The organism is Gracilibacillus sp. Marseille-QA3620 (assembly GCF_054950035.1).
On sequence record NZ_CM143102.1, the window covers coordinates 3,486,351 to 3,502,203 of the forward strand.

The window sequence follows — 15,853 nt, forward strand, 5'->3', positions numbered from 1 at the left end:
TGATGCTAAATAAGATGCTGAGTTCGATTGGGATTGGAGCTGCCAAGGTCGATACGCAATTGTATCAAACAAGTTATACAGTTGGTGAAGAATTAGCCGGTAAGATTGTCATCAAAGGGGGAAAAACGGAACAGCAGATTGACCGCCTCTATTTGTCGCTAATGGCTACGTACGAGGTGGAGAAGGATGACCATAAATACACTCAGAAAGCTGAGATCGAAAAGTATCAATTATCTGAAGCGTTTCTCATACAGCCAGATGAAGTAAAGGAGATTCCTTTCTCCTTTCAGCTGCCGTTCGATGTTCCAATCACCAAGGGAAGAACGCGGGCATGGATTCAGACAGGATTAGATATTAAAAATGCCGTTGACCCTCAGGACCAGGATTATATCGACATCAACCCGCATCCGCTCGTCCTTGAATTCCTGCAGACTGTTAATCAATTAGGGTTCCGTCTGCGCGAGGTCGAATGCAAAAAGGCATCTGCATCCGTTCGGAAGCGATTCCCATTCGTGCAGGAATTTGAGTTTAAACCAATCAGCGGTGAATTCCGCTCCAAGCTTGATGAACTAGAGGCCATCTTTTATGTTTCAAGAGATGAAATTGAAGTACTTTTGCAGATTGACAGAAGAGCAAGAGGCTTAGGCATCTTTGAAGCACTCGGTCTTGATGAGAGCTTTGTACGATTTACGTATGACAAAGGGGACTTACCGTCACTCAGCAGCCGGTTGACAAATCTGATCCGCCAGCATAGCTAACTATAATGATTCATCATTAGGCTCATCTATCTGCGGGAGGATGGGCCTTTTTATTTCCGATGCAAAAATGAAAGCGCCTTCAATAAGGCGCTCTCATTCATTTAATTTCCTTTAATAAGGTTGCTACTTCTTTTTCAGCAATGTTGGTAATCGCGGTTATCACTGATAATGGAAGTCCGCGCCGCAATAGAATCTCAGCAATCAAATATTGCTTTTTCGAACGAGCCATTTTCTCCCCGCCTTCTCAAGTCTTTTTTATTATTATACTGGAAATCAAGACTGAAAAGAATAAGTCCTTCACCTAATTTTCTGAATTCACAGGAAATATTTAGCTAATTCCTTCCGTACAAGCTTATTTGAAGCATTGCGGGGAAGCTCGTTAATAACAATAAAATGCTTGGGAATCTTGTACTTGGCAAGCCTTTCCGTGCAGAATTGAAGGATTTCCTCCTTATTGAATACAGCCCCTTCCTGCAATACAAGAGCAGCACCTGGTACGGCACCCCATACATCATCATTTAGTCCTATTACACCAGCTTCTTTGACAACGGGATGAGCACTTAACACAGATTCAACCTCTGCTGGATACACATTCTCCCCGCCGGAGATAATTAAATCAGAACGGCGGTCAAGCATGTATAAATAGCCCTCCTCATCCAAATAGCCAAGGTCACCTGTATGGAACCAGCCGCCAGCAAATGACTCTTTCCCTCTGTCATGAAGATAGCCCGGCGTCACATTCGGCCCTTTAACCCGAATCTCTCCAGGTTCATGCGGGTCTGCTTCCCGGCCGTCCTTCCAAATGGAAATCTCGCACGGGAATAAAGGTTTACCGGAAGATCCAAGCTTCCTTAAAGCATCCTCCGGGGCAAGAGTCGCAATTTGAGAGGAGGTCTCCGTCATCCCATATGTCTGGAATACGCGGATGTTCATCTCTGCCGTACGTTCGAGCAATGGCATAGGTGCCGGTCCTCCGCCTAAGAGCATGCCATAAAAGGATGCAGGATATTCAGCCTCGTTCAAATCATCCAGCATACGGCTCAGCATCGTAGACACAATTGACATAATGGTCACACCTTCAGCCAAAATCTCCTGATTCGCAAGCTTCGGGTCAAAATGCCTGTGAAGGACAACTGCACTTCCATAGATGACTGAACGCAGCAGGATAGATAACCCGCTGATATGGAATAACGGCATCGCACACAGCCATTTGTCATTCTCTCTTAGTCCGAGATTAAGCATGGATCCGAAAGCACTGGATAGGTGGTTGCCATAGGTCTGCCTAACTGCCTTTGCCTTTCCGGTTGTCCCGGACGTATACATAATCGTCGCTGTTTCATTGAGATTCATCTCTTTAATAATAGGAAAAGACTGCGGCTCCGTCTCTCTTAGCGTGTTTAACGCAACGATGCTGGTCTCGCTTTCCGTTTCCCTATCTGTAATCAGGAAGGCTGCATCTGCATCCTGGAGCTGCCACTCACGCTCATGGTCGGTCAACCTTCCATTCAGCAGAAGCGTTTGAGTGCCAATCAGCATTAGACCATGAATAATAAAAACCATCTCAGCACTATTATTCATTTGGATGGCCACGCGCTGTCCGCGCATGATGCCCAATCCCGTCAGCCTTTTGGCATATAAGAGAGACATATTTTTTAGCTCCTTAAAGGTCCAGACACTCCCCTCAAAGAACAAGGCAGCTCTGTTCGGAGTCAAAGATGCACGTTGGCTGAGAAATTGCGGTATTGATGATTTTCCTTGTATAAACATATCCTCACCTTTTTCAATCTGCAAAAATGGAAACAGCCTGACGAAATGACACGTCAAGCTGTTTGTATAAAATCAAGGGAATCTTGGGAATTGGCCAAAGTCTGGTTTCCGTTTCTCCTTAAAGGCATCTCGTCCTTCTTTTGCTTCATCCGTTGTGTAGTAAAGCAAGGTTGCATCTCCTGCTAATTGCTGTAAGCCTGCAAGGCCGTCTGTATCTGCATTGAACGATGCTTTAAGGAATCGAAGAGCAGTTGGACTCTTCTCAAGCATGATTTCGCACCACTCTACTGTTTCCTTCTCTAACTCTTCAAGAGGTACTACTTTGTTGACAAGCCCCATTTCAAGCGCTTCCTGTGCATCATATTGTCGGCATAGGTACCAGATTTCCTTCGCTTTCTTATGTCCGACGATTCGTGCCAAGTAGCCTGCACCATAGCCGGCATCAAAGCTTCCAACATTCGGGCCAGTTTGGCCGAAGCGAGCGTTTTCTGCCGCGATTGTTAAGTCACAGACCACATGCAGTACATGTCCGCCGCCGATTGCATAGCCGGCAACCATTGCCACGACCGGTTTTGGAATAACACGAATCAAACGTTGAAGATCCAGCACGTTCAAGCGAGGGATTTCGTCATCACCGACATATCCGCCATGTCCTCTGACCTTTTGGTCTCCGCCTGAACAGAAGGCTAAGTCTCCAGCTCCTGTAAGAATAATGACCCCAATTTCTTTATCATCGCGGGCACGAGAGAAAGCATCAATCAGCTCCATCACCGTTTTAGGTGTGAACGCATTTCTAACCTCCGGCCTGTTGATTGTAATTTTGGCAATCCCATTATATTTTTCATAGAGAATTTCATCGTATGTACGAATTGGAACCCATTCAATCGCCATCATATTTCCTCCTTTTTAAATAGTCAACTACTATTCTACCAAATTCCGCCGGTTTCTCCACGTGAATTGCATGACCGGCACCCTCAATTATCGAAATTTGTGGAAAAGGCAGCGCTTCGGCCATTTGTTTAGCTATGCGCACGAATTTCGAATCAAGCTCGCCGGCAAGAAGCTGAACCGGCATTTGCAGCCTCGCCAGCTCTCCCCAGTAGGAAGGCTGAGAACCAGTTCCCATTCCCAGCAGACTTCCGGCTAGACCTGCTGCCCTTTGGGATACCCGCTCTTCCCTCACTCGGTCCTTTATTTCTTTTGGCAATGTCTCTTGTGTAGCAAAGAGGGGAATCTGACTCCATTCATCCGCAAACCTCTCTACGCCTATCTCTGCAATCCTGGCAGCCAATGCTGCATCCTTCTTTCGACGGTCCTCCTGCTCAATGGCAGAAGGAAGACCTGGAGAGGAACTCTCAAGGGTGAGACTCATCACATATTCTGGGAAACGGACAGCAAACCCAAGCGCCAACCTTCCTCCCATCGAATAACCAAGCACATGCACTCTAGTCAGACCAAGATCATCGAGGATTGCTCTTAAATCATCCGCTGCCTCCTCCATCCTGTATCTTTCATGACAATTAGGCGCACTTGTTTTCCCATGACCGAGCAGGTCCACCGCAATGAAGCGGTACATATCCTTGTACGTTTCCATAAGCTCGTCCCATGTATGGCCGCTTCCAGTAAAGCCATGGAGCAGCAGCACCGGTTCACCTATCCCAATTATCCGGATATGATAAGTGCTACCGTTGATTGGAATGAAACGCTCAATCAACATGATGCAGCACTCTTATTTCCCGGGAAACACCTTTCACCAATTCCCGATAGGCATCTACATCATGTTGTCGATTTGTCTTCATCTCTACAATGCGGAAATCTGGATTTTCCGACCAGCTGTGAAGGGCTTCATCCACTTCCTCCCATGTCGCTGGACAAACATAGCGGGCACCATATAAAGCAGCCGTATGTTCAAAGCTCAGTCCATGGGGGGTGCCAAACAGTTCTTCAAAGTGCCGTTCCTTCTCTGCCTGCGGCAAGAAGGAGAATATGCCTCCCCCGTCATTATTGATGACTAGTACGAGAAGGTTTAATCCATACATCTTTGCAGCAAGAAACCCATTCATGTCATGGAAAAAGCTCAAGTCTCCGAGAGTCAGCACCGTTGGCCTATCTGATGATGCAGCAATACCAAGAGCTGTGGAAACTGTTCCATCAATTCCATTGGCACCCCTATTGGCAAAAATACGAATCTCTTTATGAGAATCATAGAAGAACGTATCTACATTTCTTATCGGCATGCTGTTTCCCACCACTAAATTTGCTCCATGCGGCAGTAAGCTGTTAAGCTTAGCGAAAAGCTTGCCCTCCTGAATAACTGTCTCATCATGTATGTAATTAAGCTGCTGTTTTACGGCCTGTTCTGTGTCTTTCCACAATGAATGCCACTCTAGATTGAAATCAAACTCCAGTTCAGCTGAGATTTGTTCACAAAAAGCCCTTTCATCACAATACAGCATATGTGTACCCATTCCTGTCGGTTCTCGCCAACCTAAACCGCCATCAATGACAAGATGATTAACCCGCTCCATTGCCTTAATAAATAAAAGCAGCGGCTTAGAAACCGGCATAGAACCAAAACGGATAATTAAATCCGGTTTCAGAAGCTCGAATAATGACGAATCCTTCAAGAAAGTGTCATAGGTTTCAATTATTTCTTCAGAACCCTCACTGCATCCTCTAAGCTGTGATAAAGGATCGGCAATAATCGGAAAACCGGTTTTTCTTGAAAGTTGGAAGACCGCATGATCAAATCCGGGCTGATCTATTGATCCGCAAATAATCAGTCCACGCTTAGACTGTTTAATGACTTCTAGGCAATCAGCGAACTGTGCAGCCGTGAGCATCGCACTCCCCTGCCGAACATCAATGCTTGTCCGACTCTCTTCGCTTGCTCTTACCCACTTCTTCATCTCTGATAAATTTGGAATCAGCGGTTCACGAAGCGGAATATTGATATGAACTGGCCCAGCCGGTGCGAGAGCCGCAGTACCAGCTGCCCGAGCCGCAACAGTCCTTGCATAATGGAGCATTGATACTGCTGAATCAGGAAGGGACATTTCTACAAACCATTTCACATGCTGTCCGTATAAATGAAGCTGATCAATGGCCTGGGGAGCACCTATCTCTCTTAATTCATGCGGCCTGTCTGCCGTAAGAACAATCAATGGCACCCTTGCATAATGGGCTTCGACAATAGCTGGATAATAATTGGCTGCGGCTGTTCCTGACGTACATAAAATTGCGACAGGGCTCCTTTTCTCCTTGGCCATGCCAAGTGCGAAAAAAGCAGCAGAGCGTTCATCAATATTTACATGAACACGCATCTCTTCATGCTCTGCCATACAGTAAGCAACCGGAGTAGACCTTGAGCCGGGGCTAATGACTACATCCCTGACACCGCAGGCAGTCAATTCATCAACAAAGGATGCAATATAGGCTGTTAAAGCCTCTTGATGTTTCATAACGTTAATCCTCCTAAAGCATTGAGCATCGGCTTAAATTTCACTCTCGTTTCCGTGAACTCGCTCTCTGGGTCTGAGCCTTCGACAATCCCGCAGCCTGCAAATAGGAAAGCTTGATTCCCCTTCAAAAGACCAGAGCGGATACCAACGGCGAAATCTCCGTTTCCTTCCCTATCCATCCATCCAACAGGAGCAGAGTAAAATCCTCGATCCATCTCCTCATACTCACCTATCTTCTGCAGTGCCACCTTCCTCGGTGATCCGCCAAGTGCTGGTGTTGGATGCAATAATTCCACAAAATCCAAGATTGAAGACTTCGGCAGTGCTGTTCCTTTAACAGGTGTGTAAAGATGCTGGATGTTCGCCAGCTTCATAAGAATCGGTTCCTGTGGAATATGCAAATCGAGACACTGCTCTTCCATTGCCTTCCTCATCATGCTGACGACGAATTCATGCTCAGACCGATTCTTCTCATCATTCAATAGCTCCATTCCTAAGCGTTCATCTGAATGAACATCACTGCCCCTTTTCGTAGAACCAGCTAAACAGGCGGAGAATACTTGTTTACCCTCTTTCTTGATCAGGCGCTCAGGTGAGGCCCCAAGAAAGCAAGAGCTGCCGGACTCTAATCCAAAGATAAAGCTTGCCGGCTGCTGTTCCGTTAAATTCTGAAGGACTGTCCCGCTCGGTACTGCTCCTTCAAAGTGAAGATCTAATTCACGTGCAAGGACAATTTTATCCATTAGCCCTGCGCGAATATCCTCCACAGACTGTTCAATTGACCTCTTCCAGCGCCCTGCATTCTTCTCTTCAAATTGAGAGACAGCAGGAATAGATGCTCCCATTAATGGAGGCAGCGATAAAAGCTGTTCTCTTTCTCTTAGAAATTCTTCTATCATATGGTCCTCACAGTCATCTGTGATTAATTTTGTCGAAGTAAGAAAAACTCCATGAGCACTTTCAGTCAGCAAAAAGCGAGGCAAATAAAATAGATAATCTTCGAGGTCCTCCCACAAACCACTGGAGGCCTTCTCTCCCTCCACAAAGGAAAAACCGCCAAATAAGAGCGGTCCTGTAGCCGCCTCATGTAAGCCGGTATTCATCGATGCTTTGCTCAAAAGCGCTTCCCATTGCTCACGAACTTGGGTAAAACGGTTCCTGCCAATACGGTCAGGCTTGAGCTTTGCAGCAATCCCCATTCCGCAAAGAGCAAGATCACCTGCAGAATCTCTCCAATAAAAGCGTTCTCCTTTATATGAATGACCGCTAGTTTGATAGATTTGCAATGGTTTCATAGCGGCCACAGCTTCCACATGACTAAAAAGGACAGCCTTCTTCGTCTGCCTCACAGTCTTCATTGTTTCAGCCAATCGATGTTTCATATCTGTTATTTGCTGTAATGCCATTCAAATCCCCCCCGGTCCTGTATCCATAAGCTTTCTTAAAGATACACCCGCACATTTTAACCTGTCAATTTTTGTATAACAGGATGATTTGCTTTTCATTTCTACTAAGAAAAGCCCTTCCATCCAAAAGAGAACAGACGCTATAAAAACATTGACACTTCCCCCGCCGTTTCTCTACACTATTTTTAGTATATTATAGTGGATGGGGTAATGCTTCAAATATGAACTATTAGATTAAATGGAATTTATAATTAGTTTATCATGTTTCCTTGCCATCGTTCGCTAGTTATTTTTAGCGTAAAGGAGTTTACCATTATGGAACATCTCTCGACCAAAACCGAGAAGATTCACTACCGAAAGAAAGACTGGCGTGTATGGTGGAAATTAACGAGACCTCATACTTTAACAGCCGGCTTCACGCCAGTATTAGTCGGAACAGCCCTGGCCCATCAGCATGTTGAATCTCTTCACTGGGGGCTATTTTTCGCGATGCTGGCAGCCGCCCTGCTCATCCAAATCGCGACCAATCTGTTCAATGAATATTACGATTTCAAGCGCGGCCTTGATACGGAGGAATCCATTGGAATCGGCGGCGGCATCGTTCGGGAAGGAATTTCTCCAAAAGCCATTCTGACTTTGGCTTTATCCTTATACGGAATTTCCATCCTGCTAGGAGCCTATATTTGCGCCAACAGCAGCTGGTGGCTTGTCGTAATTGGCCTTTTATCCATGTCTATGGGCTATTTCTATACCGGCGGGCCATTCCCAATTGCCTACACGCCACTAGGCGAGCTGACATCAGGCTTTTTCATGGGCGCGTTAATCATCATCATCTCCTTCTTCATACAAGTTGGAGCCGTTACGTATGATGCTTGGCTGATTACGGTGCCATTCTTCTTAACAGTCGGGGCTATTATGCTGTCCAATAATATCCGTGATCGTATCGGAGACCAAAAAGGCGGCCGCAGGACAATTGCTATCTTAATTGGTCATGACAAGGCAGTCATTCTCTTAGCCTCCATGTTTGTTATCTCCTATATTTGGGCATTTGTCTTAATTGCTCTCGGGATAACCTCTGCATGGACATTGCTCGTTCTTCTCAGTATTCCAAAGGCAATAAAGGCAGTCAAAGGCTTTAAGGGTAAACAGGCTCCGCATGAGATGATGCCCGCGATGAAAGCAACCGGCCAAACTAACACTTTCTATGGCCTTTTGTTCGCACTTGGCATGCTGATTGGCTTCATCTTATAGCCGACATACAAGAAAGATCTCCTCATATAGGGAGGTCTTTTTCTTGGTTCTATACTAAATGTTGGGGTGTCCACAAAAAACGGACATAAAAAAAGAGCACACATGCTCCACTTTTCTTATACTTGAATTGTCGAGAAACAAGTCGAAAAGGAGATGTGTGCTCTTGAATTTTAACATAACATTGCCAGGTTTAGAAGACGTTAAGGTGATAAAGTCCAAGGTAAATGATCATGGTGTTTTTGAAATGACCGTGGAGATGCCCCTGACCCCGCATATTTGTCCAAGATGCGGCGAGAAAACAGGGAAGGTTCATGATTATCGCATCCAGTCCGTTCGACATCTGAAAATGGCGGAACGACCAACGATTCTCCAGTATCGTAAACGCCGGTATGCCTGTCAATGCGGGAAAAGGTTTGCCGAACAGAATCCGTTTGTCGATCGGTATCAACGCTTCTCAAAAGAATGGAACCAACAAGTACAAATACGAGCCATCAAAGCGAAGACATTCAAGGAAATCGCCGCTCAATACCACACATCCGTCAGTACCATCATCCGGCGGTTTGATGCCATTGTCCCGTCCTCCATGAAGGGGAAGTCAGCCTTACCAGAAGTGATTGCCATTGATGAATTCAAGGGGAATACAGGCAAGGAAAAGTACCAGCTCATCATCGCAAATGCCGAGACTCGCGAGCCAATTGACATCCTACCAAACCGGCGAAAGGACACCATCAAGGACTATTTGCGCCAATACGGCGCGAAGGTGAAAGTGGTGGTCATGGACATGAGCCAGGCCTTTAAAGCGGCGGTTCAACAGGCGTTGGATCGTCCCATCATTGTGGCGGATAGCTTTCACTTTGTGCGATATATGAATTGGGCGCTGGATCGGGTTCGAGTGAGGGAACAGGCCAGGTGGCATGAATATGACCGAAAGAAATGCAAGAAAGCCCGCTATATCTTTCATAAAGCTGCTCATAAATTAACGGAGAAAGACCAATGGCTTCTTCAGCGATACTTCAGCTTTTCCCCTGAGCTCCAGAAAGCGTATGAGCTCAAGGAAGCCTTTTATACTTGGTTTTATAAGGCAAAAGAAAATGGAGAAAATGGGATTGTGGAGACGCAGAAAGAACTTCGCAAGTTCTATCAGAAGGTAGAAGAGAGTGGCATTCCTGAATTGAGCAAGACAGTCCAAACGTATCGAAACTGGGAAAGAGAAATCTTAAATCGCTTCGAGTTCAATTACTCGAATGGGTTTGTGGAAGGCTTAAACAATTTGACAAAGGTCATGAAACGGAATGGATTTGGCTATCGGAATTTCACCCGATTCCGCGCGAGAATCCTTCTCCATCATCAATATAAAAACATCGGCGATTCATTAGGATAAGGGATAGAGCAAAAAGACTCTACCCCAACACTTGAAAAAGAACCTTTTTCTTTTAGTCTGCAAGGTTTCCTTCGATTCTCGCAGGGTATTGTATGATACAGGCTACTAACACATAATCTGCCAAATATATCTGATAAAATACGAGAAGGACGTGAGAATATGATTTCAAAGGACCAAATCAATCAGTTGAAAGATAGATTGGAAGACCAAAAATCTGAACTCTTGGAAAAGATTCAGTCCGGGAAGAACTCCCGTATGGATTTAAGCGAGAGAGAGTCTGTCAGTGAGCTATCAGCCTATGATAATCACCCTGCAGACCTCGGAACTGAATTATTTGAGCGGGAGAAGGATATCGCACTTCATGTTCATGAAGAAGAGCAAGTAAATAGAATTGATGATGCATTAAAGGCCATTGATGAGGGGACCTACGGGAAATGCCGGGAATGCGGACAGGAGATTCCTTTCGAACGACTGGAGGCCATTCCGAATACCCTTTATTGCATAGAGCATGCAGAGGCCGCAGACCGGCGCTCCGATGAAAAACGGCCAAGCGAGGAAAGTATAATCAAGGACCCTAGAAAGGATTCCATGCAGCGCACCTATGACCCGCGAATCGAGGATTACCGTGACAGCTTCGGGGATGCTGCTCGGTACGGAACATCTGAAACACCGTCCGACATGGCCAATAACAGCGGCGAGTATGACGATATGTATCCAGAGGAAGACCGATCAGGTGATTCTCCGAATGACATAGAGGACTTTGTCGGCAACGGCCCAGATGGTGAACGCACCGTTTACCGGAATGAGGAGCTTGAGGCTTATGAGGAAGAATTGGACGAAGAAGGAATCGAATCGCCACTCGGTGATATTCCATACCGTAAAGAGGACAGCTATGTAACTGATAAGAAGAAATAAGAAAAGCAAGCCCGAAATCGGGCTTGCTCAACTTCTTTAAGCTTGTATAATTGGAGAATTCACAGGCTTAATATGCCAGATATTATCTGCATACTCAGAGATTGTTCTGTCACTTGAGAAGAATCCTGAGTTAGCGATATTAACTACGCTTGACTGATTCCACTTCTTCTTATCTTCATAGGCTTTTGACACCATTTCCTGTGTCTTCGCATACGAATCAAAGTCACGGAGAACAAAGTATTGATCATTCTCAATCAGCAAGGAATCATAAATCATGTCAAACATGCCATTTGTGTTCGGGAAGAAACCGTTCACAAGCTGGTTGACTGCTTCATGGATTCTTCTGTCGAGCATATAATATTCCGAAGAATGATAGCCTCCGTGGGCTTGATAATTCATAACTTCATCAGAGGTCATACCGAAGATAAAGATATTATCCTTGCCAACACGTTCATGAATCTCCACGTTTGCTCCATCCATCGTTCCGATTGTTAAAGCACCATTCATCATAAATTTCATATTTCCTGTGCCTGATGCTTCCTTGCTCGCTGTAGAGATTTGTTCACTCACCTCAGAAGCTGGGAAAATTTCCTCTGCCAATGACACACGATAATTCTCAAGGAAAACAACTTTTAAATAATCATTCGTTGTCTTGTCATTATTGACCTTCTCGGCGACTGTGTTAATCAGCTTAATGATTTTCTTCGCATAGTAATATCCTGGTGATGCCTTTGCCCCGAATATAAAGGTTCGCGGATGCGGACGGAAATTCGGCTCTTCCTTCATGCGATTATACAAATACATAATATGAAGAACATTTAATAATTGCCGTTTATATGCATGAAGACGTTTAACCTGCACATCAAAGATGCTGTCCACATTAACCTTAATCTGATTTTGCTGGAAGATACGCTCAGCCAGCTTAACTTTATTATCATGTTTGACCTTCTCAAGCTTTTCTAAGAAGGCGGCATCATTTTGGAATGACTCTACTCCTTTCAAGCATGAAGGGTCAACCATCCATTTATCCCCGATTGATTCCGTAATCAAATTGGAAAGGGCTGGGTTGGATTTAATGAGCCATCTTCGATGCGTAATGCCATTCGTTTTGTTGTTAAATCGCTCTGGGAATACTTGATAGAAATTATTCATTTCCCTCTTTTTCAAAATCTCCGTATGTAAATGGGCAACCCCATTTGTGCTATGAGTGCCAACTAAGGCTAAATGAGCCATCTTCACCTGATCATGGGCGATAATCGCCATATCCTCAATTCGCTGCCATTGACCCGGATACTTATCCCACAACTCCTTGCAGAAGCGTTCATTGATTTCTTGGACAATCATGTAGATGCGAGGCAAGAGCGGCTGGAACAGGCGTACTGGCCATTTCTCCAATGCCTCTGAAAGAGTTGTATGATTCGTATAAGAAAACGTTTGAACCGTAATGTCCCAAGCCTCTTCCCACGAAAGCATCTCCTCATCCAGTAAGATTCGCATCAGTTCAGGAATCGCAAGAACAGGGTGTGTATCATTGATATGTATAGATACATAATCGGGCAGCTGCCTAATATCCTTCTGCTTCTTCCTGAACGTATTTAAAATAGCATCGATACTTGCCCTCACTAAGAAGTATTGCTGTTTCAGCCGAAGAATCTTACCACTGTCCTCTGCGTCATCGGGATAAAGGAACTCAGATACCATTTCTGTCTCCCGCTTATAACGCATGATGTCATCATGGAATGGAACATTGGCAGGCTCCGCATTCCATAGACGAAGTGTATTCACCGTTTCTGTATGATAGCCTACAACTGGAATATCATAAGGAACGGCCATGATTGGTTCTGCATCACGGTGTTTGAAGCAAAGCCGTCCATCCTCGTCATAGTAAGATTCAACCTTGCCCCAAAACGGGACTTCAACAGCCAAATCAGATTTACGTACCTCCCAGACCTGGCCATTTTGAAGCCATAGCTCCGGATATTCTACTTGGACACCGTCAATGATTTTCTGTTCAAACAGTCCGTATTTATAACGGATGCCGCAGCCATGACCTGGAAGATCAAGTGAAGCAAGGGAATCCATAAAGCAGGCTGCCAAGCGGCCAAGTCCTCCATTACCAAGAGCGGAATCAGGTTCAGTCGATTCTAAATCCTCAAGGTTTATCCCAAGGTCGGCAAGACCCTCTTCCACGACATCATGAATGCCGAGGTTGAGGATGTTGCTGCCCATGATTCTCCCGAGCAGGAATTCAATCGATAAATAATAGACTTGCTTCGTTTCGCTCGTACGATATACTTGATTCGTTTTAATCCAATTGTTGCTGATATATTCGCGAATCATGTTGCCTAGCACGTGGTATTGGTCCTGCAGACTAGTCTCTTCAAAACTCTTTCCCACGGACATTTCTAGCTTGGATAAAAAGGCTTTCTTAAATTGTTCTTTATTATCAAACATCTAAAAATCATGCCCCCTAAATCAAGTCTGTATATAATCTCTCATACTCTACTGCTGAGCGTGCCCAGCTATAATCCTTCTCCATTGAATTCTGGACGATTTTCTTCCATTCCTTTGGTTTCTTATAGAAGGACAGCGCCCGATGGATCGTATAAAGCATGTCATGCGCATTGAAATTGGTAAAGGAAAAGCCGTTTCCTTCTCCCGTATATTCATTATATGGCTGCACTGTATCTCGCAAGCCTCCTGTTTCACGCACAATTGGCAATGTGCCATAGCGCATCGCAATCAATTGACTCAAGCCGCATGGTTCAAATTTAGACGGCATAAGGAATAAGTCAGCTCCCGCATAGATTTGGTGAGCAAGATCTTCATTAAAGCCGATATGAACACGGCATTTGTCCTGATACCACTGAGCTGAGTATCCAAAGAAATGCTCAAATTCTGGGTCACCTGTCCCCAGCATGATGAACTGGGCATCCTGCTGCATAATTTCATGGAAGACAGCTCTGACTAAATCGAACCCTTTTTGCTTCGTCAATCGTGAAATAACCGCAATCACCGGCTTACTCTCATCTACCGGCAAACCAAAGTGCTCCTGGAGCTTCTTTTTATTCTTTTTCTTGCCAGCCAAATCAGCCGCACTGAACTGGTACGGCAGGGAGGAATCGTTTTCCGGATTATACAAATCATTATCAATCCCATTAACGATGCCGTATAAATCATGGTCCCTAGATTGCAGTATACCCTCTAGCCGCTCCCCAAAATACGCCGTTTTTATTTCTTCCTTGTACGTTGGGCTTACAGTTGTAATTGCATCTGCATAAGTAAGTGCGGTCTTCATGAAATTGACGCATCCGCCAAACTCCACTTGATTGAAGTAATCATAATGAACACCAAGTACATCACCAAGGAAGCCTTTTTCATAGATTCCTTGGAACATTAAATTATGAATAGTAAATACATTCTTCACATTAGCCAGCTTTGTATCTTGATGCTGGGTCTTAAGAAGAAATGGAATCATGCCTGTATGCCAGTCATGCGTATGTATAATGTCAGGCAGGAAAGGAATATGATAAAGCGTTTCGACTGCCGCTTTGCAAAAATAGGCGAAGCGCTCTCCATCATCAAATTGTTCATACAATTTAGGACGATGGAAATAGTATTCATTGTCCATGAAATAATACGTAACACCCTCATATTCTAATTCAAATATTCCGCAGTACTGTCTTCTCCAGCTAAGCTGAACCTCAAATTCAGCAATCTTTTTTGCGGAATCAAAAAAATGGGCAGGGATTGTTCCATACTTTGGAAGCAATACTCTTACCTCATGCCCAAGTTTCTTCAATTCTTTTGGAAGGGAGCCGGCCACGTCGGCCAGCCCGCCAGATTTAGCAAATGGTACACATTCAGATACTATAAATAAAACATTCACGAATTCATCAACGCTCCTTGCTTTACACCTTTTTGAATGACGATTGGCTGGAATGGCGAACCAACTAATATTGTACCATCCGCAATCTCCACATCCTTATCAAGAATGACATAATCGAGCTTGCAATTCTTGCCTATTTTGGTTTTCTGCATGATGATGGAGTTTTTGATGGTTGTACCTTCGTCAATATTAACCGCTCTGAAAACGATGCTGTGGTCAACTTCTCCCTTAATGACACAGCCATTAGCAACCATCGCTTGAGTAACATTGGAGCCAATGCCGTACTTGGAAGGCGGCTCATCCTTCACCTTCGTATAGATTGGGCTTGTCTTCATGAATAGCTGATACCAGTTGTCAACCTTCAATAGCTCCATGCTTGTTTGGAAGTAGGAGCTAATGGAATCAACAACCGCCAAATATCCATCATATTCAAATACATGGACCTTGAATCCAGAATAATGATCATGCACGGCTTCACTTACGGATGTATAGCCCGTCTCCTGACGTTCTTCAATCAATTTCACGAGCAAATCCTTCTTCAAGACATAGATTCCAAGGGATATCTTGCCCTTTTTGACTTCGGTAATGTCTCCTCCATGCTTCAAATGCTCTTTAAGCACGGCATTGAAGTCAATATTGCATACTGTATGGCTGTTTGCGACAACCACATATTCCTGCTCGCTTCTCTCAAGATAAGTCATATGATAAGAGAAATGCTCCAAGGAAGTGATTTCTCCATTCGTTTCCGCCGTATGCGGAACAGGCAGGAAGAAAAGCCCGTCTCTTTTTCTGTTCAAATCCCAATTCTTCCCTGTACCGAGATGGTCCATCAAGGAACGAAAATGATATTGTGGATAGACAGCCACATTAGATATGCCGGAATTAACCATGCTGGACAGGATGAAATCAATCAGCCGGAAGCGGCCTGCGATTGGCAAGGCGGCAACATTGCGGTGGTTCGTTAATATATCAAGAGATTCAAAGTTTTGCGTGGCATCAATAATGCCCAACAATGATTTATTCAT

General features: G+C 44.7%; 13 protein-coding genes. 4 read left to right on the forward strand and 9 right to left on the reverse strand.

The features are described from left to right. The first annotated feature begins 2 nt into the window (after window positions 1-2). Window positions 3-758, forward strand: a complete 756-nt coding sequence (locus tag ACY8DX_RS17505) for a sporulation protein (RefSeq protein WP_462406974.1) — start codon at window positions 3-5, stop codon at window positions 756-758. 97 nt (window positions 759-855) lie between these two features. Here the strand turns inward: ACY8DX_RS17505 and ACY8DX_RS17510 are convergent, their stop codons facing one another. The 6 genes from ACY8DX_RS17510 to ACY8DX_RS17535 all read right to left on the reverse strand — a co-directional run bounded on the left by ACY8DX_RS17510 (window position 856) and on the right by ACY8DX_RS17535 (window position 7,392). Next, window positions 856-987, reverse strand: a complete 132-nt coding sequence (locus ACY8DX_RS17510) for a hypothetical protein (RefSeq protein ID WP_269431770.1) — start codon at window positions 985-987, stop codon at window positions 856-858. An 86-nt stretch (window positions 988-1,073) separates the two neighbouring features. Further along, window positions 1,074-2,525: an o-succinylbenzoate--CoA ligase gene (locus tag ACY8DX_RS17515; RefSeq protein WP_462406975.1), complete on the reverse strand. Its 1,452-nt coding sequence runs from the start codon at window positions 2,523-2,525 to the stop codon at window positions 1,074-1,076. 72 nt (window positions 2,526-2,597) lie between these two features. Next, window positions 2,598-3,416: a 1,4-dihydroxy-2-naphthoyl-CoA synthase gene (gene menB, locus ACY8DX_RS17520; RefSeq protein WP_439803190.1), complete on the reverse strand. Its 819-nt coding sequence runs from the start codon at window positions 3,414-3,416 to the stop codon at window positions 2,598-2,600. Then, complete coding sequence (gene menH / locus ACY8DX_RS17525) at window positions 3,406-4,242, reverse strand: 2-succinyl-6-hydroxy-2,4-cyclohexadiene-1-carboxylate synthase (protein WP_462405698.1); 837 nt, start codon at window positions 4,240-4,242, stop codon at window positions 3,406-3,408. The genes menB and menH overlap by 11 nt, the downstream gene beginning before the upstream one ends. Beyond that, window positions 4,232-5,986: a 2-succinyl-5-enolpyruvyl-6-hydroxy-3-cyclohexene-1-carboxylic-acid synthase gene (gene menD, locus ACY8DX_RS17530; protein ID WP_462405699.1), complete on the reverse strand. Its 1,755-nt coding sequence runs from the start codon at window positions 5,984-5,986 to the stop codon at window positions 4,232-4,234. Before menD ends, menH begins: the two co-directional genes overlap by 11 nt. Then, window positions 5,983-7,392 carry an isochorismate synthase gene (locus ACY8DX_RS17535; protein WP_462405700.1) on the reverse strand — a complete coding sequence of 470 codons (1,410 nt, stop codon included), beginning with the start codon at window positions 7,390-7,392 and terminating at the stop codon, window positions 5,983-5,985. The genes menD and ACY8DX_RS17535 overlap by 4 nt, the downstream gene beginning before the upstream one ends. Before the next feature lie 315 nt (window positions 7,393-7,707). On the opposite strand from ACY8DX_RS17535, the gene ACY8DX_RS17540 reads away from it, so the two are divergent. The 3 genes from ACY8DX_RS17540 (at window position 7,708) to ACY8DX_RS17550 (ending at window position 10,939) form a co-directional block, all read left to right on the forward strand. Further along, window positions 7,708-8,643: a 1,4-dihydroxy-2-naphthoate polyprenyltransferase gene (locus ACY8DX_RS17540; protein WP_462405701.1), complete on the forward strand. Its 936-nt coding sequence runs from the start codon at window positions 7,708-7,710 to the stop codon at window positions 8,641-8,643. Between the two features lie 157 nt (window positions 8,644-8,800). After that, entirely contained in the window at window positions 8,801-10,024 is a 1,224-nt protein-coding gene (locus tag ACY8DX_RS17545) for an ISL3 family transposase (RefSeq protein WP_462406874.1), read from the forward strand. A 159-nt stretch (window positions 10,025-10,183) separates the two neighbouring features. After that, window positions 10,184-10,939 (forward strand): TraR/DksA C4-type zinc finger protein, encoded by a 756-nt coding sequence (locus ACY8DX_RS17550; RefSeq protein ID WP_462405702.1) that lies wholly within the window; start codon window positions 10,184-10,186, stop codon window positions 10,937-10,939. A 36-nt stretch (window positions 10,940-10,975) separates the two neighbouring features. Here the strand turns inward: ACY8DX_RS17550 and ACY8DX_RS17555 are convergent, their stop codons facing one another. The 3 genes from ACY8DX_RS17555 to ACY8DX_RS17565 are packed head-to-tail and all read right to left on the reverse strand — an operon-like array spanning window position 10,976 to window position 15,853. Further along, entirely contained in the window at window positions 10,976-13,393 is a 2,418-nt protein-coding gene (locus ACY8DX_RS17555) for a glycogen/starch/alpha-glucan phosphorylase (RefSeq protein ID WP_049669785.1), read from the reverse strand. Between the two features lie 16 nt (window positions 13,394-13,409). Next, window positions 13,410-14,828, reverse strand: coding sequence for a glycogen synthase GlgA (glgA, locus tag ACY8DX_RS17560; protein ID WP_049669784.1), 1,419 nt, complete (start codon window positions 14,826-14,828; stop codon window positions 13,410-13,412). Then, window positions 14,825-15,853: a GlgC family sugar phosphate nucleotidyltransferase gene (locus ACY8DX_RS17565; RefSeq protein WP_462405703.1), complete on the reverse strand. Its 1,029-nt coding sequence runs from the start codon at window positions 15,851-15,853 to the stop codon at window positions 14,825-14,827. The genes glgA and ACY8DX_RS17565 overlap by 4 nt, the downstream gene beginning before the upstream one ends.

What these genes read in the sequence shown, in the direction of transcription:
- ACY8DX_RS17505 (WP_462406974.1), top strand. Translation starts at nt 3, where the DNA reads ATGCTAAATAAGATGCTGAGTTCGATTGGGATTGGAGCTGCCAAGGTC.
- ACY8DX_RS17510 (WP_269431770.1), bottom strand. Translation starts at nt 987, where the DNA reads ATGGCTCGTTCGAAAAAGCAATATTTGATTGCTGAGATTCTATTGCGG.
- ACY8DX_RS17515 (WP_462406975.1), bottom strand. Translation starts at nt 2,525, where the DNA reads ATGTTTATACAAGGAAAATCATCAATACCGCAATTTCTCAGCCAACGT.
- menB (WP_439803190.1), bottom strand. Translation starts at nt 3,416, where the DNA reads ATGGCGATTGAATGGGTTCCAATTCGTACATACGATGAAATTCTCTAT.
- menH (WP_462405698.1), bottom strand. Translation starts at nt 4,242, where the DNA reads ATGTTGATTGAGCGTTTCATTCCAATCAACGGTAGCACTTATCATATC.
- menD (WP_462405699.1), bottom strand. Translation starts at nt 5,986, where the DNA reads ATGAAACATCAAGAGGCTTTAACAGCCTATATTGCATCCTTTGTTGAT.
- ACY8DX_RS17535 (WP_462405700.1), bottom strand. Translation starts at nt 7,392, where the DNA reads ATGGCATTACAGCAAATAACAGATATGAAACATCGATTGGCTGAAACA.
- ACY8DX_RS17540 (WP_462405701.1), top strand. Translation starts at nt 7,708, where the DNA reads ATGGAACATCTCTCGACCAAAACCGAGAAGATTCACTACCGAAAGAAA.
- ACY8DX_RS17550 (WP_462405702.1), top strand. Translation starts at nt 10,184, where the DNA reads ATGATTTCAAAGGACCAAATCAATCAGTTGAAAGATAGATTGGAAGAC.
- ACY8DX_RS17555 (WP_049669785.1), bottom strand. Translation starts at nt 13,393, where the DNA reads ATGTTTGATAATAAAGAACAATTTAAGAAAGCCTTTTTATCCAAGCTA.
- ACY8DX_RS17565 (WP_462405703.1), bottom strand. Translation starts at nt 15,853, where the DNA reads ATGAATAAATCATTGTTGGGCATTATTGATGCCACGCAAAACTTTGAA.